Genomic DNA, 21,367 nt, shown 5'->3' on the forward strand with positions numbered 1-21,367 from the left:
ATGGAATCGCGGGGCGGCATGCCCGGCTCCATTACCTGCCGATGCGCGCGGAAAGAAAACGACCTTACGTCTCAAATCGGTGTAGGCCTACATCCCGTTCAGCTGTCAGCCCGTGCCGGTATGTCGTGCCGGTTTGTTAGCATGGGAGGATGCAGTCCCAGGCTCTCGATCTTCTTCACTCCGTATTCGGCTATCCCGGATTCCGTGGTCAACAACAAGCCATCGTCGAAGAGGTCGCGGGTGGCGGCGACGCGCTGGTGCTCATGCCCACGGGCGGCGGCAAGTCGCTGTGCTTCCAGATTCCGGCGCTCATGCGCCATGGGACGGGTATCGTCGTCTCGCCGCTGATCGCCCTGATGCAAGACCAGGTCGATGCGCTCACCGAAGCGGGTGTGAAGGCGCGATACCTCAATTCAAGCCTCGACGCCGCCACCCAGCGCGAGGTCGAGGACCTGCTCCTGGCGGGCGAACTCGACATGCTCTACGTGGCGCCCGAGCGCCTGCTCACGGGGCGCTTCCTCGCGTTGCTGGACCGCATCCCCATCGCGCTGTTCGCCATCGACGAGGCCCATTGCGTTTCCCAGTGGGGACACGATTTCCGGCCCGAGTACCGTGGGCTGGCGATCCTGCACGAGCGCTTCCCCGAGGTGCCGCGCATCGCGCTCACGGCGACCGCCGACGAACGTACCCGCGAGGAAATCGTCGAACGGCTGGGCCTGCACGAGGCGCGCCGGTTCGTGTCGAGCTTCGACCGCCCGAACATTCGCTATCGCGTGGCGCCACGGCAGAACGCGCGCCGGCAACTCCTCGATTTCCTCGACGGGCACCGCGGCGAGGCCGGCATCGTTTATTGCCTGAGCCGGCGCAAGGTGGACGAAACCGCCGCGTGGCTGATGGAGGCCGGCGTCGAGTCGTTGCCCTACCACGCCGGTCTCGACACGGAGACACGAACCCGGCACCAGCAGCGCTTCCTCCGCGAGGAAGGCGTGGTGATGGTCGCCACCGTCGCCTTCGGCATGGGCATCGACAAGCCCGACGTGCGCTTCGTGGCGCACCTCGACCTCCCGCGCAGCATGGAGGGTTACTACCAGGAAACCGGACGCGCGGGCCGCGATGGCCTCCCCGCGGAGGCCTGGATGGTCTACGGCCTGGGCGACGTCGTCACCATGAGCCAGATGATTTCGCAATCGGAAGCCGGCGACGATCGCAAGCGCATCGAACGGCTGAAACTCGATTCACTGCTCGGCTACGCGGAAGCGACGCGCTGCCGCCGCCAGCTGTTGCTGGAAGCGTTCGCCGAAACCTATCCCGACCCCTGCGGCAACTGCGACAACTGCCTGGTGCCGCCGAAGACGTGGGATGCCACGCTGGCGGCGCAGAAAGCCATGTCCTGCATCTACCGCAGCGGGCAGCGCTACGGCGCGGGACACCTCATCGATATCCTGCGCGGTGAAGCGGGCGAACGCGTGCGTGAACTCGGCCACGACAAGCTCACCGTGTTCGGCGTCGGTGCCGACATGGATGCCACGCAATGGCGTTCGGTGTTCCGCCAGTTGCTCGCGGCCGGATTGATCGAGGCGGATCCCGAGGGCTTCGGCACCTTGCGCCTGTCGTCCACCAGTGGACCGGTGCTGAAAAGCGAACGCCGGGTTTGGCTGCGTGAGGATGCGCGGCCGGCGAAGGGACGGCGCGGCACGCGGGCACCGGCCACCGTGCCGGGCGGCTCGCTCGGCATCGAGGCGATCGAACAGCCTCTATGGGAAGAATTGCGTCGCGTACGCGCCGAACTGGCCCGGCAACATGGCGTTCCGGCCTACGTGATCTTCCACGACGCCACCTTGCTGGCCATGCTCCGCGCGTTGCCCGGAAACGAAGAGGAACTGGCCTCGATCAGCGGCGTAGGCGAGAACAAGCTGAAACGCTACGGCAAGGACTTCCTCGCGGTGCTCACCGCGGCAGGCTGACGCCAGCTTTTGGGTGGAAGCCGACCCTGGTGGGAGCCGGTTATGGTGGGAGCCGACCCTGTCGGCGATGGGTGCTTGCCGTAACCTGGCCCGCTGCCGCGGGATCGCCGACAGGGTCGGCTCCCACCACAATCGGCTCGCACCATAAGCGGTTCCACTGAGGTAAGTCTCAAGCACGTGGCGCTTGCGTGGCTCCGCGCTTGCCCCCATTGCTTTTCGGACGACTCAGGGAGCCGCCCATGCACGACGCCACGCCGCTTATCGCCACCATCGTCGGTGGCCTCGTTCTCGCCTTCATATTCGGCGCGATCGCCCACCGACTGAAGTTGCCCGTGCTGGCGGGCTACCTCGTCGCCGGCGTGGTGGCGGGGCCGTTCACACCGGGATGGGTGGCCGATGCGCATATCGCCCAGGAACTCGCGGACCTCGGCGTCATCCTGCTCATGTTCGGCGTGGGCCTGCACTTCTCCCTGAAAGACCTCCTCTCGGTCAAGGCCATCTCCGTGCCCGGCGCGGCGGTGCAAATGGGTGTCGCCACCGGTCTCGGCATGCTGTTGGGCTGGTTCCTCGACTGGCCGCTCGCGCAGGGCTTCGTGTTCGGCCTCGCCCTCTCGGTGGCCAGCACCGTGGTCCTGCTGCGCGCGATGGAGGAACGCCGCCTGCTCGACAGCGATCGCGGCCGCATCGCGGTGGGCTGGCTCATCGTCGAGGACCTGGCGATGGTCTTGGCACTGGTGCTGTTGCCGGCGATCGGCGGTTTCCTCGGTACGGAGGAAGGCGGGGCGACGACGGACATGGGCGCCCTGCTGGAGACGGTGGCCTGGACCATCGGCAAGGTGATCGTCTTCATCGCGCTGATGCTCATCGTCGGCAAGCGCGTGATCCCGTGGACGCTTCAGGCGGTCTCGGCCAGCGGTTCCCGCGAGCTGTTCCGTCTCGCGGTGCTGGCCATCGCCCTGGGCATCGCCTTCGGGGCCGCTCATCTGTTCGACGTCTCGTTCGAACTCGGCGCCTTCTTCGCCGGCATGATGATGGGCGAATCGAAACTGTCGCAGCGCGCCGCCGAGGAAACCCTGCCGCTGCGCGACGCCTTCGCCGTGCTGTTCTTCGTCTCGATCGGCATGCTGTTCAACCCCGGCATCCTGCTCGAGCATCCGTGGATCGTGCTGGCGGCCTGCCTCATCATCATCGTGGGCAAGTCGGTGGCCGCCTTCGCCATCGTGCGCGCCTTCGGCCGGCCCGCGAAGACGGCGCTCACCATCGCCACCAGCCTCGCGCAAATCGGCGAGTTCTCCTTCATCCTCGCCGGTCTCGGCGTCTCGCTGGGCCTGTTGAGCGAGGAGGCGCGCGACGTGCTGCTGGCCGCGGCCATCGTGTCCATCCTGGTCAATCCGTTGCTCTTCGTGGTGCTCGACCGGTGGATCGCGCGGCACGATTCGGATGCGCCGGAAGACCATCCCGACGCCATCGCGGGGCATACGGTGCTGGTCGGCTTTGGCCGTGTCGGCCGCCGCGTGTTCGCGGAGCTGCATGCCGCGGGGGCGCGCACGCTCGTGATCGAAACCGACGAGGATGCGGTTCGTGAACTGCGCCGCCAGGACACCGCCGAGATCGTGATCGGCAACGCGGCGGCCGCCCCCGTGTTGGCCGAGGCAAACCTCGCGGGTGCCCGCGCCCTGATCGTCGCCGTGCCCGACCCGTTCGAAGGCGGACAGATCGTTCGCGCGGCGCGCGCCCTGCGCCCGGATCTTCCCATCGTGGCACGGGCGCATTCGGCCGAATGCGTCACCCATCTCGATGGCCTGGGTGCCAGCGACGTGATCTATGGGGAGCAGGAACTTGCGCACAGCATGTTCGAGGCGGCGCAGCCACGACGGGACACGCCGGCGCACTGATCGCCGTGCCCGGCCTGGCCAAACGTGGACACGTATCGACAAGCCCGGACACGCCGGCCTAACGGCTCCCTGGTTATCGTCGAGGGATTGGCGACGGCGACGACGAGGACGGCATGGCATCCCTGATCGAGGACTACGCGATGCTCGGCAATTGCCGAAGCGCCGCCCTGGTGGCACGGAACGGTTCGATCGACTGGTTGTGTCTCCCTCGCTTCGATTCGGCCTCGTGTTTCGCCGCCCTGATCGGCGATGAAGGCAACGGCCGGTGGCGGGTCGCGCCGGCCGATCCCGATGCCGTCTGCACGCGCCGCTATATCGATGGCAGCCTTATCCTCGAAACGGAATGGCGCACGGCCACGGGCAGGGCGCGCGTCATCGACTTCATGCCGTTCGCCGGCGACCAGGTGGGTGTGACGCGCATCGTCGAGGGCATCGAAGGACGCGTGGATTTCGAAGCGGTGCTCACGATCCGCTTCGACTACGGCAACGCCGTGCCGTGGGTGAGCCGCGTGGACGACACCACGTTCACCGCGGTCGCCGGTCCGGACATGCTGGTGGTGCGCAGCCCGGTCGCCGTCGAGGGCGAGGGCATGCACAGCGTCGCCCGTTTCGTCGTGGGCAAGGGCGATGCGGTTCCTTTCATGATGGCCTGGGGGCCTTCGCACCTGCCGCCACCCGCGCCGCTCGATCCATACGCCGAACTGCGCGACTCGCTCGCGTTCTGGGAAGACTGGTCGAACCGCTGCAACGACAGCGGCGAATGGAGCGACATCGTGCGCCGCTCCCTGGTGGTACTGAAAGGCCTGAGCTACCTGCCGACTGGCGGCATCGTCGCGGCCCCCACCACCTCGCTGCCGGAACAACTCGGTGGCGAGCGCAACTGGGACTACCGCTATTGCTGGGCCCGCGATGCGACCTTCGTGCTCTCTGCCCTGGTCAACGCCGGTTATCACGACGAGGCCAGCGCCTGGCGCGACTGGGTGCGTCGCGCCGTCGCCGGATCGCCCGACCAGTTGCAGGTGCTCTATGGTGTCGCCGGCGAGCGCCGCCTCGAGGAATACGAAGTGCCCTGGCTCGCCGGCTACGAAGGCGCGAAGCCGGTGCGTATCGGCAACGCCGCCTCGGCACAGTTCCAGCTGGATATCTTTGGCGAACTGGTCGGCGCGTTCGCCCATGCCATCCGCCACGGCGTCACCTTGCAACCCGAGGCAGACGACGTGCAGTCGGTGTTCCTGGAGCATCTCGCGGGCATCTGGCGCCAGCCCGACGAGGGGATCTGGGAAATCCGCGGCGAACCACGCCACTTCGTGCATTCGAAAGTGATGGCCTGGCTGGCATTCCAACGCGCGGCCGAACAGGACCGGCACGGCCGCGATCCCGCCTTCACCCGGCGCTGGCGTGCGATCGCGGACGAGATCAAGGCCGACATCCTGGCCAAGGGCGTCGATCCGGAGCGCGGTTGCTTCACGCAGTCGTACGGGTCGACCGAACTGGATGCGAGCCTGCTGCTGGTGACCCTCACCGATTTCCTTCCGCCTGACGATCCGCGCATCACCGCCACCGTGCGCGCGATCGAGGAGGATCTCCTGGTCGAAGGCTTCGTGCGCCGCTACGACACGCGCAGCGGCGTGGACGGCCTGCCACCGGGCGAAGGTGAATTCCTGCCGTGCAGCTTCTGGCTGGTGGAGAATTACGTCCTGCTCGGCCGTTTCGACGAAGCGCGCGAACTGTTCAAGCGTCTTATCGGTCTCGCGAACGACCTCGGCCTGCTCGCGGAGGAGTACGATCCACGGTCGAAACGACTGCTGGGTAATTTCCCACAAGCCTTTTCACACGTCGCGTTGGTTAATGCCGCTTTCAGCCTTGCGCATCGTTACAGCGCGACGGCGGATGTCCACGCCACCCCCGAAGCCCTCGATCCCCAAGGAGTCCGTGCATGAGCCAAGCCCAACCGAAGCGCGTCGCCTCACGCGCTCACCCGGCCGACCCGTGTACCGTCGTTATTTTCGGCGCCGCCGGTGACCTCACCAGCCGCCTCGTCGTACCCGCCCTCTACAACATGCGCCGCACCGGCTTGTTGTCCGACAACTTCTCCGTGATCGGCTTCAATCACGGCAAGATGACCGACAACGCCTGGAAGAAGGGCCTGACCACCGCGCTCGAGCGCTTCGTCGGCAACAGCGGCGGCAAGCTCGACGCCGATGCGTGGGGCTGGCTGAGTGGCCAGATGACCTACCACGCCGGCGACTTCGACGACCTCACCGCGTTCCAGAGCCTCGCGATCAAGCTCAAGGATGCGGAGCGACGCCGCGGCACCAAGGGCAACGTGTTGTTCTACCTCGCCACGCCGGAGCGTTTCTTCGGTGACGTGATCGAGAAGCTGCACGAAGCCGGTCTCGTCGACGATGGCGGCCCGGACGGCCAGTGCTGGCGCAGGGTGATCGTCGAGAAGCCGTTCGGCCACGACCTGGCTTCCGCGCATGCGCTCAACGAGCGCATCCTCAAGGTGCTGCGCGAAGACCAGATCTACCGCATCGATCATTTCCTGGGCAAGGAAACGGTGCAGAACATCATGGCCTTCCGCTTCGCCAATGGTTTGTTCGAACCCATCTGGAACCGCGACCGCATCGACCATGTGCAGATCACCGTGGCCGAGACGGTCGGCGTCGAACGCCGCGGTTCGTTCTACGAACAGACCGGCGCGCTGCGCGACATGGTGCCGAACCACCTGTTCCAGTTACTGGCGATGGTCGCCATGGAGCCCCCGACCTCGTTCGACGCGGAGGCCGTGCGCACGCGCAAGGCCGAGACCATCGAGGCGATCCGTCCGATCCAGCCCGAGGACGCCGTGCGCGGCCAGTACGGCCCTGGCGCGGTGAATGGCGAACTGGCCATCTCGTACCGCGACGAACCGAACGTGGCGCCGGATTCCGTCACCGAAACCTTCGTCGCGATGAAGCTGTCGATCGACACCTGGCGCTGGTCGGGTGTGCCGTTCTATCTGCGCACCGGCAAGCACATGGGCCGGCGCACCACGGAGATCGCGATCCGCTTCAAGTCGGCGCCGTTCGCTCCGTTTCGCGGTACGGGCATGGACGCGTTCGGTCCGGACTGGCTGGTGTTGCAGATCCAGCCCGACGAAGGCATCTCGTTGCAGTTCGACGTGAAGCGTCCGGGCCCTCGCGTCGAGCTCGCACCCGTGCGCATGGATTTCAAGTACGCCGACTGGTTCCGAGCCGAACCCAACGTGGGCTACGAGACCCTGCTGTACGACTGCATGACCGGCGACGCCACGCTGTTCCAGCGGGCGGACATGGTCGAGGCGTGCTGGCGCGCGGTGCAGCCCATCCTCGACGACTGGGCCCAGCGCACGCCCGCCGATTTCCCCAACTACGCGTCCGGCAGCGCCGGCCCCGCCTCGGCCGATACCTTGCTGGCCCTGGGTGGACGGTCGTGGCGTCCGCTTAACTCGGCGAACGAGCTCAACGCCAGGCGCACGGCGAAGCCCAAGGTCGACGCGCCTTCGCCCGCGCAGAAATCACCGGAGCGCCGCAAGGCATCGCAACGCGCCGCCGCGAAGAAGGTCTTGCGCAGCACCGCGGTGAAGAAGGCCGCACCGGCACGCAAGGCGACGGCGACGAAATCGGTAGCCAAGAAGGCGGCGGCCAGGAAAACGGCGGCCAGGAAAACGGCGGCCAAGCGCGCACCGGCCAAGCGTGCCCCCACAACCCGCGGTAAAAGCGCGCGCAAGAAATAGCGCGAAGTACCCGCGTGAGGTGGGAGCGTGAGGTGGGAGCCGACCCTGTCGGCGATGGGTGCTTGCCGAGACCTGGCCCGTTGCCACGGGATCGCCGACAAGGTCGGCTCCCACCATCCCACGACCGTCCCTTCCAAGGACGGGAAATCAATGGCTGAACCTTCGATTTTCGCGCTGCGTTGCAGCAAAGCCACTGGTTCGCACGGCACCGCGCTTGGCGTTTGCATCCATAGGGGAAAAATCCACGGTGGCAAAACGGTTTACGGCTAACCGTCACTTGCACGGCGCCGTCATGGATCGATCCAAATCGCGCGTGCGAATTTCCGCACTGCACTATTTTTCCTAATTACATATTCCGATTAAAAACCGTGACTTACGTCAAACAGTGGGTCTTTAGATCGAGTTAAAAATCGGTTGACAACGTTGTCAGCGGCCCCTAAAAATCCGCTCAGTCACACCACTGCAATAGCGACGACGACGCAAGCGGCCATGCCGGCCATGTACGGCGATCGCGGTAGGGCGCAGGGCAAAAACAAAATCCAAGGGAACGAACGGTAGCGAACGCGGGTGTCAGCCTGCGCGGTGCCGTTCGTTCCGAAGAAGACACCACGCAGGGAAGGGGGCGGATGCGCGAGCGTCGTCCCCTTGCCTGTGATCATTTCCAGGAGATCGATGTGAACCACCGAATCAGCGCGCTATCCATGGCCATCATGGCTGGCCTGTTCGCCACCGGCAGCGCCATGGCGCAGGATGCGGCCACCCCCGCCCCCGCCGCCACGACGGCGAAGAAGAACGAGCCGGCCGCCGCGCCGGGTTCGGAGGCGAACGTCCAGGATGCCGCCAACCTCAACGGCATCACGGTCACCGGCATCCGCGCCAGCTTGCAGAAGTCGCTCGACCTGAAGCGGAACGCCGATTCGATCGTCGACGCGATCTCCGCCGAAGACGTGGGCAAGTTCCCCGACACCAACGTGGCCGAGTCGCTTTCCCACCTGCCGGGCCTCAGCGTCGACCGTAACTTCGGCGAAGGTGACAAGGTCAGCATCCTCGGTACCGATCCGGCGCTGAACCGCCTGATGCTCAATGGCCAGACCGTGGCCTCGACCAACTGGACCTCGGACCCGAACAACCCGGACAGCCGTTCGTTCAACTACAGCCTGCTCGCCTCGGAAATCATCGGTAACGCCCAGGTCTACAAGACCCCGCAGGCGAACATCGACGAAGGCAGCATCGGCGGCACCGTCATCGTCAACACGCGCCGCCCGCTCGACCTGCCGGCGAACACGCTGACCGGCAGCGTCAGCTATGGCTATAACGACCGCGCCGACAAGGGCAAGCCGAACGCTTCCGTGCTGTACAGCTGGAAGAACAAGGACAGCACCTTCGGCGTGATCGGCTCGCTGATGCATTCCGACCGGATCATCGATCGCCAGGGCACCGAGATCTTCGGCTACCAGCGCGTGAACGATCCCACCGATACCAATCCGGACCACCAGTTCAACCCGGCCGTGGTCCCGGCCGACGCCAAGGGCGTCTATCCCACCGCGATCAATACCGCGTGGTTCCAGCAGCGCCGCACGCGCGACGGCGTGTCGACCGGCCTGCAATGGAAGCCGAACGACGCGTTCGAACTGAACTTCACCGGCCTGTACGTCACCGAGAAGTTCAACAACTTCAACCAGAGCCATTACGGCGAATGGTCGGGTTCGGCCGCCAACGCCACCGCGCTGGGCTTCAACAACGGCGTCGCCACCAGCGGCAGCTACAACGCCAACACGTCCACCTACCTCGACGGCTACGAGCGCGATTCGACCGTGAACACCGGCGTCGCCCAGCTGCGCGCGGACTGGTTCGGCGATGGCTGGACCGCGTCGAGCCAGATCGGCTACACGGGTTCCACGGGTGGTTCGGACGGCATCTGGAACATGCAGTTCCAGGGCTTCGGCGGCTTCGACTGGAACCTCAAGGGCCAGCATCCGCAGATCAACTACAACAGCCCGGACGATGCTTCGGCGATGCTCGCGCATGGCGCTGGCTACAGCTACGCGCCGAGCTACGACCGCGAGCGCTACTTCCAGGCCGACTTCGCCCACGACGTCAGCTGGGGTCCGCTGAACCAGATCGAGGTCGGCATCAAGGCGACCAACCATCTGGACGGCCAGGACGCCTACGCGGCGCGCCTGCCCAGCCAGGACGGCAGCGGTGTCTCGTTGGCCGACTTCGCCAACGGCGGCACGCCCAGCGGTTATCTCGACGGCCTGAGCTCGGCCGGCAACATGGGTAACTGGACCACGATCGATCCGGGCCTGATGAAAGCCTACGTGCAGAGCCTGAAGAACGGCACGGTGTCGCTCGACCCGAAGGCCACCTACAGCGTCGCCGAGCAGAACCGCGCGTTCTACATCCAGGGCGACTTCGCCGGTGACGACTATCGCGGCAACCTCGGCGTGCGCTACTTCCGCACCCGCGATACCGTGAACGGGTACAACGCCATCGGTCCGGATGTCTACGGCGCCGTGAACAAGCGCAGCACGTACCACGACTGGCTGCCCTCGTTCAATATCGCCTACGACGCGGCCGACAACCTGACCCTCCGCTTCGCCGCGGCCAAGACCATCGCCCGCCCGCGCTACCAGCAGATGACGCCGTACGTCGCGCTGGACGACCGCACGCTGACCGGCTCGCGTGGCAACACCGACCTGGGCCCGTACAAGTCGACCAATTACGGCGCGTCGGCCGAGTGGTACTTCTCGGAGAACAGCGTGCTCGCCGCGGAACTGTTCTTCCGCCGCATCTCCGGCTACATCCTCAACACCAATGTCGCCGAGACGCACTACAACCTGACCAACCTGCGTGACGACGTGTACCAGATGCAGGTGCCGATCAACGCCGGCGTGGCCAAGGTGAAGGGCGCGTCGCTCAGCTACCAGCAGAATTTCCGCTACGGCTTCGGGCTCCTCGCCAACTACACCTACTCCGACGCGGACACCAGCAACGACTTCCCGTTACCGTACAACTCGAAGAACTCGTTCAACCTGTCGCCGTTCTACGAGCAGGGCCCGTGGAGCGCCCGCGTGACCTATAGCTGGCGTTCGTCGTACTTCACCTCGATCGCTCAGTTGCAGTCGCAGCAGATCACGGGCATCTTCCGTGAACTCGATGCCTCGGTGGGTTACCAGGTGAACGAACACATCCGCGTGTCGCTCGACGCCACCAACCTGCTGGACGAGACGTACTTCGTCTACAACAACACGCCGAGCCAGCCGCTCAACGCCTACAAGAACGGCCGTACGTACATGATGACGCTGGGCTTCAAGCTGTGATGCGCCGCGCGTCGCTGGCGCTGGCGGCCTGGCTCATCGCCGGCACCGCCGGCGCGGCCACGCCGGTGGAGAAAGACCTCTCCGCCGGCTGGCGGTTCCGCCTCGCACCCGGGGTGGAGGACCAGCACGCGCGAACCATGTCCTGCAATGGATCATGCGAACGTTTCAGGGACTGGCAGCCGGCCGTCGTGCCGGGTGCCGTCCAGACGGACCTGCTGGCGCAAGGGCGGATCGGCGATCCGTTCTGGCGCGACAACGAGGCCGGCCTGCAATGGATCGGCCTCGCCGACTGGGACTACCAGCTGACATTCCAACTCGACGCGGCCGCGCTGAAGCGCGACCACGTCGATCTCGTTTTCGATGGCCTCGACACGTTCGCCGAGGTCAGCCTCAACGGTAAGAAACTGCTCGCGGCGGACAACATGTTCCGCACCTGGCGCCTGCCGGTGAAGGGCAGCCTGCACGCCGGCACCAATACGCTGCAGGTGCATTTCCAATCCCCCATCGCACGGCTTCAGCCCTGGCTGATGAAACAGCCATACTCGTTGCCGGGCGAATTCGACTCGGCGTTCGGTGACGAACCCAAGGGCAAGCAAACCTCCAACTACGTTCGCAAGGCGAACTACCAGTACGGCTGGGACTGGGGTCCGCGCTACGTCACCATGGGTATCTGGCGTCCGGTCCGGCTGGAAAGCTGGGACGGCTGGCGGGTGGCCGACCTGCATATCGCGCAGGCGAAGGTCGACGAAAGCAAGGCCGACCTGCAGGCCCAGCTCGATGTCCGCGCGGACAAGCCCGGCCGTGCCACGGTGAAGGTCGAGTGGACCGCGCCCGATGGCCGCCATGGTGAACAAACGCGGGACGTCGCGCTGAAAGCCGGCGAGAACCACGTCGCCGTTCCGGTGGCCATCGACCATCCGCAGCGCTGGTGGCCGGTGGGTTACGGCGAACCGAACCTCTACCGTTTCCATGCCGCGGTCGCCGTCGATGGCGCGACAGTCGCCGAGGCGGAGCGGGAAACCGGCCTGCGCAGCGTGGAACTGCGCCGCGAGAAGGACCAGTGGGGCAGGGGCTTCGCCTTCGTGGTCAACGGCGTGCCGGTCTTCGCCAAGGGTGCCAACCTCATTCCGTTCGACAGTTTCCCCTCGCGCGTCACGCCCGAACGCATGCAGGCGATCCTGCAGTCCGCGCACGACGCCAACATGAACATGTTGCGCATGTGGGGCGGTGGCACATACCAGGACGATGCCTTCTATGCGATGGCGGACCGGCTTGGCCTGATGATCTGGCAGGACTTCATGTTCGGCGGCGCGATCACGCCGTACGACGACGCCTTCCGCGAGAACACGCGCATCGAGGCCGTGGAGCAGGTTACACGCCTGCGCGACCATCCGTCGATCGTGCTGTGGGCGGGCAACAACGAAGTGCAGACCGGCTGGGACGACTGGCCGGATCGCCAGGACTTCCGCAAGTTCGTCAACGCCGACGAGGTCAAGCGGATCGACGACGGCATGCGCGAGCTCTTCGGCGGCACCTTGCGCAAGGTGGTGAACGAACTGTCGCCGGGCACGCCCTACTGGGCCAGCTCGCCGAGCACCGATTTCGAAGGCCCCGCCAACGTCGAGAACGATGGCGACGTCCACTACTGGAAGGTCTGGTCCGGTTCCGAGCCGATCTCCCACTACCTCGATATCACGCCGCGCTTCCAATCCGAGTACGGCCTGCAATCGTTCCCCGTGATGGCCACGATCAAGGCCTTCGCCCAGGCGGACGACATGCAGCCGGAATCGAAGGTGATGCGGGCGCACCAGAAGTTCGCGAACGGTGACGGCAACCAGCGCCTGCTGCTGTACATCCGCCAGGAATACGGTGAACCGAAGGATTTTCCCTCCTTCGTCTACCTGAGCCAGGTGATGCAGGCGGAAGGCATCGAGCTGGCCGCCGAGCACCTGCGCAGCGCGCGTCCACGCAACATGGGCACGTTGTACTGGCAGCTCAACGACGTGTGGCCCGGCGCGTCGTGGGCCAGCGTCGACTACTTCAACCGCTGGAAGGCCTTGCAGTTCCGCGCCAAGCGCTTCTATGCGCCGGTGGATGTCGTTCCGCTGCGTAGGGACGGCAAGACGGATGTCTTCGCGGTGTCCGACCGCACCGAGGCGTTCGACGCCACGCTACGCACCCGTGTCTACGACATGGGCGGCAAGCTGCTGCGCGAAGAGAACAAACCCGTGAAGGCCGTCGCGTTGTCCAGCACGCCGGTCGCCAGCCTCGACGACGCCACGCTGCTCAAGGGGGCCGATCCGCGGCATACCGTGGTGTCGTTCGATCTCCTGGAGCAAGGCAAGGTCGCCGCGCATCACCTGCTTTACTTCGGCGCCGCACGCACGCTGGCCCTGCCGGCGCAGCCCGGACTCGAGATCGCGGTTCGAGCCGGCGCCCAGGGGCCGCTGCTAAGCGTGAGCGCGAAGCGCCTCGCCCGTGCGGTGTGGATCGATACGGGCGACCTCGACGTGCGCCTGTCGAACAACGCTTTCGATCTCTTGCCGGGCGAGAGCGTCGAGATCGCCGTCGACGGCAAGGTCGACATCGATGCGCTTCGCCGCGTGGTTACGATACGTTCGCTCGTGGATGCCCTGAAGGAGACCAAGCCGTGAACCCAAGCCGTCGCAACCTGATCAAGTGGCTGTCGCTCGTGCCTGGCGCGGCGGCGGTCGGCGGAGTAGGCACGGTGGCCTTCGCCGCCCCGCGCTTCCCGAGCAAGCGTCCGCCCGTGGGCAAGCGCAAGTTCACCAGCGAGGCGGTGGAACGGCTGATCGCCACCACGAAGAAGAAGATCGCCGATCCCGAACTGGCCTGGCTGTTCGAGAACTGCTTCCCGAACACGCTCGATACCACGGTGGAAGTCGGCCGCCTCGACGGCTACGAGGACACCTTCGTCGTCACCGGCGACATCGATGCGATGTGGTTGCGCGATTCCTCGGCCCAGGTCTGGCCGTACCTGCCGCTGGTGGCGAAGGACGAGGCCCTGCGCAAGCTGTTCCGCGGACTGATCCGCCGCCAGTCGCGCTGCATCTCCATCGACCCCTATGCGAACGCTTTCCTGCCCGACCCCAAGGGCAAGAGCAAACTGGAATGGGCGCAGGCCGACCAGACCGACATGCGTCCGGGCGTGGCCGAAAGGAAATGGGAGATCGACTCGCTGTGCTACCCCGTGCGTCTCGCGCACGGTTACTGGCAGGCCACGGGCGATCGCGAGCCGTTCGACGAATCCTGGCGGGCGGCGACGCGGCTGATCGTCACCACCTTCCGCGAACAGCAGCGAAAGGACGGCACCGGCCCTTACCATTTCCAGCGGCCGTCGCCCAATCCGACCGAAAGCCAGTTCCTCCACGGCTACGGCCAGCCGACGCGTCCGGTCGGCATGATCCATGCGATGTTCCGCCCCTCGGACGATGCCACGCTGTATCCGTTCAATATCCCCGGCAACCTCTTCGCCGTGGTGACCTTGCGCCGCCTCGCGCAGATGCACGGCACCTTCTTCGGCGACCAGGCCTTCGCAGGCGAATGCCAGGCGCTGGCCGATGAGATCGCCGGCGCGGTGGAGAAGTACGGCACGATCCAGGGCGAGCACGGCGATTACTGGGCCTACGAAGTGGACGGCTATGGCAACCAGCTGTTCATGGACGACGCCAACGTGCCGAGCCTGCTCGCGCTGCCGTACCTCGAATGCACGGGCCGCGACGCACGCTACGAGCGTACGCGCGCGCAGGTATGGAGCACGGCGAATCCGTACTTCTTCAAGGGCACGGCCGGCGAGGGCGTCGGCGGCCCGCACGAGGGCCTGCGCATGATCTGGCCGATGTCGATCATGATGAAAGCCTTCACCACCGACGATACGGCCGAGATCCGCCAGTGCCTGCACTGGCTGAAGACGACCCATGCCGGTACCGGCTTCATGCACGAAGCGTTCGACCAGGACGACCCGAAGCAATTCACCCGCTCGTGGTTCGCCTGGGCCAATACCTTGTTCGGCGAGCTGGTGGTCCATCTCGCCGACAAGCAACCCGATTCCCTGCGTCGCGTCTGACGCGACGCCCGAACTGGAGCGATTCATGGTTACCCGTCGACGTTTTCTGCAAGGAATGGCCGCCTTTACGGCGCTGGGTCAGGTCGGTTCCCTCACCGCCCTGGCCAGTGGCGTGCAAGAAGGCCTGGACGCGTCTTCCGCCAGCGGCGGCACCGCTGCGGGGGGCGTCTTGCGTTACGTCGACGTCTTCGTCGGCACGGGCGGCCACGGTCACACCTTTCCCGGTGCGACGCGGCCGTTCGGCATGGTCCAGCTGAGCCCGGACACGTACAACGCGCAGTGGGACGCCTCGTCCGGCTACCACCAGGGCGACGGCTCGATCATGGGCTTCTCGCACACGCACCTGTCCGGCACCGGCGCCGCCGACATGCTCGACTTCCTGGTGATGCCTTCGATGGGCCCCGTTCGCCTGCAGCCGGGTGACCGCGATTTCGACGGCGTGAACTACACATCCCGCTTCGATGCGAAACGCCAGGGCGACGGCAAGCCCGCGAAAGGCTACAAGACGGGCGTGAAGGGCTACCGTTCGCATTACTCGAACGAGGCGGCGCACCCGGGCTACTACCGGGTGAAGCTCACCCAGCACGACATCCTCGCCGAGCTCACGGCCACGCTGCGCGCGGGCATGCACCGCTACACCTTCGGCAAGGATGGCGACGCCCATCTGCTGCTGGACATGACGCACGGCTACCAGGACGACATGGACAAGCCGACCCGTCTCAGCGACGTGGAGCTGAAGCTGGTTGGCAACGACACGATCGTCGGTGGGCGGCGTGTGTACCAGTGGGCGAGTGGCCGTGTCATCTACTTCGCGATGAAAGTCTCGCGCCCGATCGCCAGCGCCACGCTTTACGAGAACGACAAGTCGTTGCCGAAGGGCACCACCACCGCCAAGGGCGACCATCTCAAGGCAGCCCTGCATTTCGACAAGGCGTCGAGCGAGCCCTTGCTGGTGAAGGTCGGCATTTCCGGCGTGGACATCGATGGCGCGATGCGCAACCTCGACGGTGAAATTCCGGCCTGGGATTTCGACGGCGTGCGTGCCTCGGCCGAAGCGGAGTGGGAGCGCGAGCTGTCGAAGATCCGCATCGCCTCGTCGTCGGACAAGGTGAAGCGCACGTTCTACAGTTCGCTGTATCACACCATGCTCGCGCCCACCGTGTTCAGCGACATCGACGGCCGTTACCGCGGCATGGACCGCGCGGTGCACACGCTGCCCGAAGGCCGGCACAACTACAGCACCTATTCGCTGTGGGACACCTATCGCGCCGAGCATCCGCTGTTCACGCTGTACCAGTCCGAGCGCGTGCCCGACCTGGTCGACGGACTCGTCCGCCTCGCCGTGGAAAGCCCCAGTGGCGCGCCGGTATGGCCGCTACAGGGCGTGGAGACGGTCTGCATGATCGGCTACCACTCCGCCGTGGTGTTGGCCGAGGCACAGGCGAAGGGCTTCACCGGCATCGACTACATGAAAGCCTGGCCGGTGTTCCGTCGCCGCGCCATGCAGGACGACTACTTCGGCCTGACGTATTACCGCAAGCTCGGCTACATCCCCAGCGAGAAGGAAGGCGAGGCGGTCAGCAAGACGCTCGAATACGCCTATGACGACTGGGCGGTGGCGCATATGGCCGAAGCGCTCGGCCATGCCGACGACGCGTCGCTGCTGCGCAAGCGCTCGCAGAACTACCGCAACGTGTTCGACAAGGACACGCAGTTCATGCGTCCGCGCGCCGAGGACGGCACCTGGCTTCAGCCGTTCGATCCGATCGCCATCGGTCACTCCAGCCGCTGGCGCGACTTCACCGAATCGAACGCGTGGCAGGCCACCTTCCTCAATCAGCACGATGTGTACAACTACATGGGCCTGTTCGGCGGCGAGGAAGGCTTCGAGAAGAAGCTCGACGCCTTGTTCAACGTCGACCCGACCCTGCCGGACAACGCGCCGCCGGATATCGCCGGCATGGTCGGCCAGTACGCCTTCGGCAACGAGCCAGGGCACCACATGCCCTATCTCTACGCGTACACGGGCGCGCACCACAAGACGCAGGCGCGCGTGCGCATGCTGCTGGAGACCATGTACCTGCCCGAGCCCGATGGCCTGCCCGGCAACGAGGACTGCGGCCAGATGAGCGCCTGGTATGTGATGAGCGCCATGGGCCTCTACGCCGTCGACCCGGTCAGCACGAACTACGTTTTCGGCAGCCCGCTGCTCGACCGCGCGGAAGTGCAGGTCGGCGGTGGCCGTACCCTGGTGATCGAGACGAAGGACAACGGCCCCGGCCGCCCGTATATCCAGTCGGTGAGCTGGAACGGCAAGCCGTGGACGAAGAGCTGGATTCCACACGGGGAATTGGCCGCCGGCGGCACATTGAGCTTCGTCATGGGCGACACGCCGAACGAATCCTTCGGCAAGGCCATGGCCGACCGCCCGCCCTCGTTCGGCGAGTCGGCGAAGGCCTGATGCCCGCCGTTCACGATCGGTAGACCCGCGTACCGACACTCTGGCCCGGCCGGGAGGATCCGGCTGGGGAAGGGGAGTGCCATGTCGTACGCGGGACGCATGTATTTTCGGGCCTACCTGCCGGGCGTGCTCGCCCTGGCGGGTGGCGCGCTCGCCGCCGCGGGCCTGAAGGCCGCGCAGCAGTTACCAGGCGATTTCGGGACCCTTTCCCTCTATTCGAACCTGCCGGGCTGGACTTTCGCCGGCGGACTCGCGATAGCGCTGACCGTCGCCGCGGTGCAGACCGTGCGTCTTCGCCTGTGGGAGCGCGGCGCGATCGCCGGGTGCTACGTGTGCGGATGCCTGCTCGGCGTGCCACGCGCGGCCCGGCACGGCCTGGGCATGACCCGGCATTGCCTCGGTTGCGGCAAGGTGCACGGCGTGAACCACCGGCTGTCGCCGAAGGTGGTTCCGCTGGCGGTGGCCGTGACGGACACCGCCACGCCGGTCAGGAGCGTACGTTCGTCACCGTGATGCGGTGACCGATCCGCTCGAGCAAGGCGCGTAGCGCCTCGGCGTCTTCCCGGCTCGTGTCGTCTTCGAGCGATAGCCATACGGTATCGCCGGAAAGCCCGTGCACCTTTTCGTTGAACTCGATCTCGATGGCGACCTTACCGCCCGGCTGGACCACCGATACCTCGAAGTTACGCTGCTGCACGCCCTGTATTCCCCTGGTGGACTGACTGGATGGGTTAGGTGGGCATTTTACCGGTACGGCGGCGAAAGTGCTGTCCGCGTCGAGTGATGCGTGAACCGTGGCACGTTCAGGCGTGGCCTCGCGCCCGCCCGCCTAGTCGGCACGCCCCAGTGGCGCGGCCACGTCTTCCAGTGAGCGGCGTTCGGCGGCGATGCCGAGCAGGACCGCCGCGGCCGCGCCCACCATCATGAGCAAGGCGCCCAGGGCGTACCCCCAGCCGATGGCTGTCCGTTCGCCGGTGCCGATCAGGCTGCCGAACAGCCACGGGCCCACGACGCCGCCCAGGGCCGTGCCGAAGGCATAGAACAGGGCGATGGCCAGGGCTCGCAGTTCCAGTGGAAAGCTTTCGCTCACCGTGAGATAGGCCGAACTCGCCGCGGCCGAGGCGAAGAAGAACACCACGCTCCAGGCGATGGTCTGGCCGCGGGCATCGAGCATGCCGTGCACGAACAGCCACGCGGTGGCGAACAGCAGCAGGCCCGACATCGCATAGGTGATGGCGATCATGGGGCGGCGACCGACGCTGTCGAACAATCTTCCCAACAACAGGGGGCCCAGGAAATTGCCCGCCGCGAAAGGCAACAGGTAGAGGCCGACGTCGGCGTCGGCGACGCCGTAGAAACGGCCGAGCACCAGCGCGTAGGTGAAGAAGATCGCGTTGTAGAAGAAGGCCTGGGTGGCCATCAGCACCAGCCCGAGCACGGTCCGCCGGGGGTACAGGCGGAACAGGGTGGAGGCGACGTCCGCCATGGTCAGCCCATGCGGCCGCAATCGAAGCCGTGCCAGGGGACGGTCCGGCGGCGCCACGTCCATGCGCCGCTCGATGTCGGCGACGATGGCCTCCGCCTCGGCGATGCGTCCGCGCAGCATCAGCCAGCGTGGACTCTCCGGAATCCAGTGCCGGAGCAAGAGGATGCCCAGGCCGAGCACGGCGCCCAAGCCGAAGGTCAGGCGCCAACCGATCTCCGCGGACACCCAGCCCGAGTCCAGCAGGACCACCGCGCCGAGGGCGCCTGCGGCCGCGCCGAGCCAGAAACTGCCATTGATCACCAGGTCGGTGTGGCCGCGGTAGCGAGCGGGAATCAGCTCCTGGATCGCCGAGTTGATCGCGGCGTACTCGCCGCCGATGCCGGCGCCGGTGAGCAGGCGAAAGAGGGCGAAGGTCACGAAGTCAGGGGAGAGCGCGGTGGCCGCGGTGGCGGCGAGGTAGAGCCCCAATGTCACGGTGAACAGCTTCTTCCGGCCCAGGCGGTCGGTCAGCCACCCGAAGAACAGCGCGCCGGCCACCGCGCCGACCAGGTAGAGACTGGCTGCCAGGCCGACCTGGGTATCCGTGAGATGGAGCACCGGACTCGATTTCAGCGCGCCGGCGATCGAGCCGGTGATGGTGACCTCGAGCCCGTCCAGCACCCAGGTGATGCCCAACGCCACGACGACGAGGGTATGGAAGCGCCCCCAGCGCAGGCGGTCGAGCCGCGCGGGGACATCGGTTTCCACGACCTCGTCGCGGGCAACGCTTTGTGGCTTCATGCCCCGACCCTAAGGGGCGGGAAGTCATGGAGACGTCAGCGCGGGACCCGGTAGCCGCCCGGCACGCCCTGGGGCGACAGGGTGAGCTGCCATAACTGGTCGCGGCGGCTACGGAACACGCCGGCCGAACAACCCAGGTAGAAGCGCCACATGCGCCGGAAGCGTTCGTCGTAACTCGCTGAAAGCCGTGGCCACGCCGCTTCGAAATTCGCCGTCCAGGCCATCAGGGTGCGGTCGTAGTCCGCGCCGAAGTTGTGCCAGTCCTCGACCACGAAGAGCCCTTCCAGTGCGGAGGCGACCTGGCTCATGGCGGGGATCACGGAATTGGGGAAGATGTATTTCTCGATCCACGGGTCCGGCCGCCCCGGCGCGCCGTTGCTGCCGATGGAGTGAAGCAACGCCAGGCCGTCCGGTCGCAGGCAGCGCCGGGCCACCTCGAACCAGTTCCTGTAGTTCTTGCCGCCCACATGCTCGAACATGCCGACGGACAGGATGGCGTCGAAGCGCTCGTCCAGGTCGCGGTAATCCTGCAGGCGGATCTCCACCGGCAGATCCTTGCACAACGCGCGGGCGTACTCGGCCTGCTCCTTCGATATGGTGACGCCGACACCGCTGACGCCGTAACGCTCCGCGGCGAACTTCAGGGCCTCGCCCCAGCCGCAGCCGATGTCGAGGATGCGCTGGCCCGGTTTCAGCCGGAGCTTGCGGCAGATCAGGTCGAGCTTGGCCTCCTGCGCGTCGTCTAGGTTGTCCGCCTGGGCCCAGTAGCCGCAGGAGTACACCAGGCGCTTGCCGAGCATGGCCTCGAACAGGTCGTTGCCCAGGTCGTAGTGCTGGCGGCCCACCTCCCAGGCGTGCTCGCCACGCTGGAGGTTGAGGAAACGCGCCTTGAGGTGGGCGATCAGCGTGTCGAGCGTACGCAACGAATCGTCCAGGTGCGACGACAGCACGCGGGTGAAGAAGCCGGGCATGTCGACGACGTCCCACCAGCCGTCCATATAGGACTCGCCCAGTCCGAGCGAGCCGTGCGCGAACACGCGGGCGTAGGTGCGCTCGTCGTGGATGACGATATCGGTGGCGCGGTCGCCGCCGATGGTGACCCCCGCCTGTTCGAGGAGGTCCTGTGCACGTGTCTTGAGAGAAGAAGAATCGTGGTTCATCGATTGATTCCCTGGTGACCCTCTCGCCGCCCCGCGCGGCGTTGCGCCGGTTAGAAGTGCTTCAATACTCCGCGTGCGATACCCAGCCCGGCGATCGTCATGGCGATCGATCCGACCAGGTTGAGCCCGACGTGCGCGGCGAACCAGCCGTACTGCTGGCGCAGCAGCAGGGCCGTGGTCTCGGCCGAGAACGTCGAAAAAGTCGTGAGGCCACCGAGGAAACCGGTGGCGACCAGCAGCCGCGCCTCGACGGGCAGCGTCTGGAAATGGTCGAAGACGCCGAGCGTCACGCCCATGAGGAAGCCGCCGATCAGGTTGGCGGCAAGGGTCCCCAACGGAAGCGTGGGGAACAGGGGGTTGAATACGACGGCCAGCCACCAGCGCAGCCAGCAACCCAGCATGCCGCCTATCCCGACGGCGAGGAAACCGGTGTAACCCACGTTACCCCCGATGG

Annotated in this window: 13 protein-coding genes; 9 read left to right on the plus strand and 4 right to left on the minus strand. The window is 66.1% G+C overall.

Annotation, left to right across the window (positions count from 1 at the left end):
* Nucleotides 1-149 precede the first annotated feature (149 nt).
* The 9 genes from recQ to QFZ41_RS14060 all read left to right on the plus strand — a co-directional run bounded on the left by recQ (nucleotide 150) and on the right by QFZ41_RS14060 (nucleotide 18,000).
* Entirely contained in the window at nucleotides 150-1,964 is a 1,815-nt protein-coding gene (gene recQ / locus QFZ41_RS14020; protein WP_429199331.1) for a DNA helicase RecQ, read from the plus strand.
* A gap of 239 nt (nucleotides 1,965-2,203) precedes the next feature.
* The gene (gene ybaL / locus QFZ41_RS14025; protein WP_429199332.1) at nucleotides 2,204-3,859 is read left to right on the plus strand and encodes a YbaL family putative K(+) efflux transporter; all 1,656 of its coding nucleotides are present in this window, start codon (nucleotides 2,204-2,206) and stop codon (nucleotides 3,857-3,859) included.
* Between the two features lie 113 nt (nucleotides 3,860-3,972).
* Nucleotides 3,973-5,799, plus strand: a complete 1,827-nt coding sequence (locus QFZ41_RS14030; protein ID WP_429199333.1) for a glycoside hydrolase family 15 protein — start codon at nucleotides 3,973-3,975, stop codon at nucleotides 5,797-5,799.
* Complete coding sequence (gene zwf, locus QFZ41_RS14035; protein ID WP_429199334.1) at nucleotides 5,796-7,616, plus strand: glucose-6-phosphate dehydrogenase; 1,821 nt, start codon at nucleotides 5,796-5,798, stop codon at nucleotides 7,614-7,616. The genes QFZ41_RS14030 and zwf overlap by 4 nt, the downstream gene beginning before the upstream one ends.
* A 740-nt stretch (nucleotides 7,617-8,356) precedes the next feature.
* Complete coding sequence (locus QFZ41_RS14040; protein WP_429200247.1) at nucleotides 8,357-10,939, plus strand: TonB-dependent receptor; 2,583 nt, start codon at nucleotides 8,357-8,359, stop codon at nucleotides 10,937-10,939.
* A complete protein-coding gene (locus tag QFZ41_RS14045) occupies nucleotides 10,939-13,593 on the plus strand; it encodes a beta-mannosidase (RefSeq protein ID WP_429199335.1) in 2,655 nt (884 codons plus the stop codon). The genes QFZ41_RS14040 and QFZ41_RS14045 overlap by 1 nt, the downstream gene beginning before the upstream one ends.
* Nucleotides 13,590-15,026 carry a glycoside hydrolase family 125 protein gene (locus tag QFZ41_RS14050; RefSeq protein ID WP_429199336.1) on the plus strand — a complete coding sequence of 479 codons (1,437 nt, stop codon included), beginning with the start codon at nucleotides 13,590-13,592 and terminating at the stop codon, nucleotides 15,024-15,026. The genes QFZ41_RS14045 and QFZ41_RS14050 overlap by 4 nt, the downstream gene beginning before the upstream one ends.
* A 25-nt stretch (nucleotides 15,027-15,051) precedes the next feature.
* The gene (locus tag QFZ41_RS14055) at nucleotides 15,052-17,487 is read left to right on the plus strand and encodes a GH92 family glycosyl hydrolase (protein ID WP_429199337.1); all 2,436 of its coding nucleotides are present in this window, start codon (nucleotides 15,052-15,054) and stop codon (nucleotides 17,485-17,487) included.
* An 81-nt stretch (nucleotides 17,488-17,568) separates the two neighbouring features.
* On the plus strand, nucleotides 17,569-18,000 hold the full coding sequence (locus tag QFZ41_RS14060) for a hypothetical protein (protein ID WP_429199338.1): 432 nt from the start codon (nucleotides 17,569-17,571) through the stop codon (nucleotides 17,998-18,000).
* Here the strand turns inward: QFZ41_RS14060 and QFZ41_RS14065 are convergent.
* From QFZ41_RS14065 to crcB, 4 genes are all read right to left on the minus strand, one after another.
* Nucleotides 17,975-18,184, minus strand: a complete 210-nt coding sequence (locus QFZ41_RS14065; protein WP_429199339.1) for a hypothetical protein — start codon at nucleotides 18,182-18,184, stop codon at nucleotides 17,975-17,977. The genes QFZ41_RS14060 and QFZ41_RS14065 overlap by 26 nt on opposite strands.
* Nucleotides 18,185-18,316: 132 nt before the next feature.
* Nucleotides 18,317-19,753, minus strand: coding sequence for an MFS transporter (locus QFZ41_RS14070; RefSeq protein WP_429199340.1), 1,437 nt, complete (start codon nucleotides 19,751-19,753; stop codon nucleotides 18,317-18,319).
* A gap of 35 nt (nucleotides 19,754-19,788) precedes the next feature.
* Nucleotides 19,789-20,913 carry a cyclopropane fatty acyl phospholipid synthase gene (gene cfa / locus QFZ41_RS14075; RefSeq protein ID WP_429199341.1) on the minus strand — a complete coding sequence of 375 codons (1,125 nt, stop codon included), beginning with the start codon at nucleotides 20,911-20,913 and terminating at the stop codon, nucleotides 19,789-19,791.
* Between the two features lie 50 nt (nucleotides 20,914-20,963).
* Nucleotides 20,964-21,353 carry a fluoride efflux transporter CrcB gene (gene crcB / locus QFZ41_RS14080; protein WP_429199342.1) on the minus strand — a complete coding sequence of 130 codons (390 nt, stop codon included), beginning with the start codon at nucleotides 21,351-21,353 and terminating at the stop codon, nucleotides 20,964-20,966.
* Between the last annotated feature and the right edge of the window lie 14 nt (nucleotides 21,354-21,367).

It is taken from the genome of Luteibacter sp. W1I16, from assembly GCF_050434905.1.
Lineage (GTDB): Bacteria > Pseudomonadota > Gammaproteobacteria > Xanthomonadales > Rhodanobacteraceae > Luteibacter.

What these genes read in the sequence shown, in the direction of transcription:
- QFZ41_RS14040 (WP_429200247.1), top strand. Translation starts at nt 8,357, where the DNA reads ATGGCGCAGGATGCGGCCACCCCCGCCCCCGCCGCCACGACGGCGAAG.
- QFZ41_RS14030 (WP_429199333.1), top strand. Translation starts at nt 3,973, where the DNA reads ATGGCATCCCTGATCGAGGACTACGCGATGCTCGGCAATTGCCGAAGC.
- QFZ41_RS14045 (WP_429199335.1), top strand. Translation starts at nt 10,939, where the DNA reads ATGCGCCGCGCGTCGCTGGCGCTGGCGGCCTGGCTCATCGCCGGCACC.
- QFZ41_RS14060 (WP_429199338.1), top strand. Translation starts at nt 17,569, where the DNA reads ATGTCGTACGCGGGACGCATGTATTTTCGGGCCTACCTGCCGGGCGTG.
- ybaL (WP_429199332.1), top strand. Translation starts at nt 2,204, where the DNA reads ATGCACGACGCCACGCCGCTTATCGCCACCATCGTCGGTGGCCTCGTT.
- QFZ41_RS14070 (WP_429199340.1), bottom strand. Translation starts at nt 19,753, where the DNA reads ATGAAGCCACAAAGCGTTGCCCGCGACGAGGTCGTGGAAACCGATGTC.
- cfa (WP_429199341.1), bottom strand. Translation starts at nt 20,913, where the DNA reads ATGAACCACGATTCTTCTTCTCTCAAGACACGTGCACAGGACCTCCTC.
- QFZ41_RS14055 (WP_429199337.1), top strand. Translation starts at nt 15,052, where the DNA reads ATGGTTACCCGTCGACGTTTTCTGCAAGGAATGGCCGCCTTTACGGCG.
- recQ (WP_429199331.1), top strand. Translation starts at nt 150, where the DNA reads ATGCAGTCCCAGGCTCTCGATCTTCTTCACTCCGTATTCGGCTATCCC.
- zwf (WP_429199334.1), top strand. Translation starts at nt 5,796, where the DNA reads ATGAGCCAAGCCCAACCGAAGCGCGTCGCCTCACGCGCTCACCCGGCC.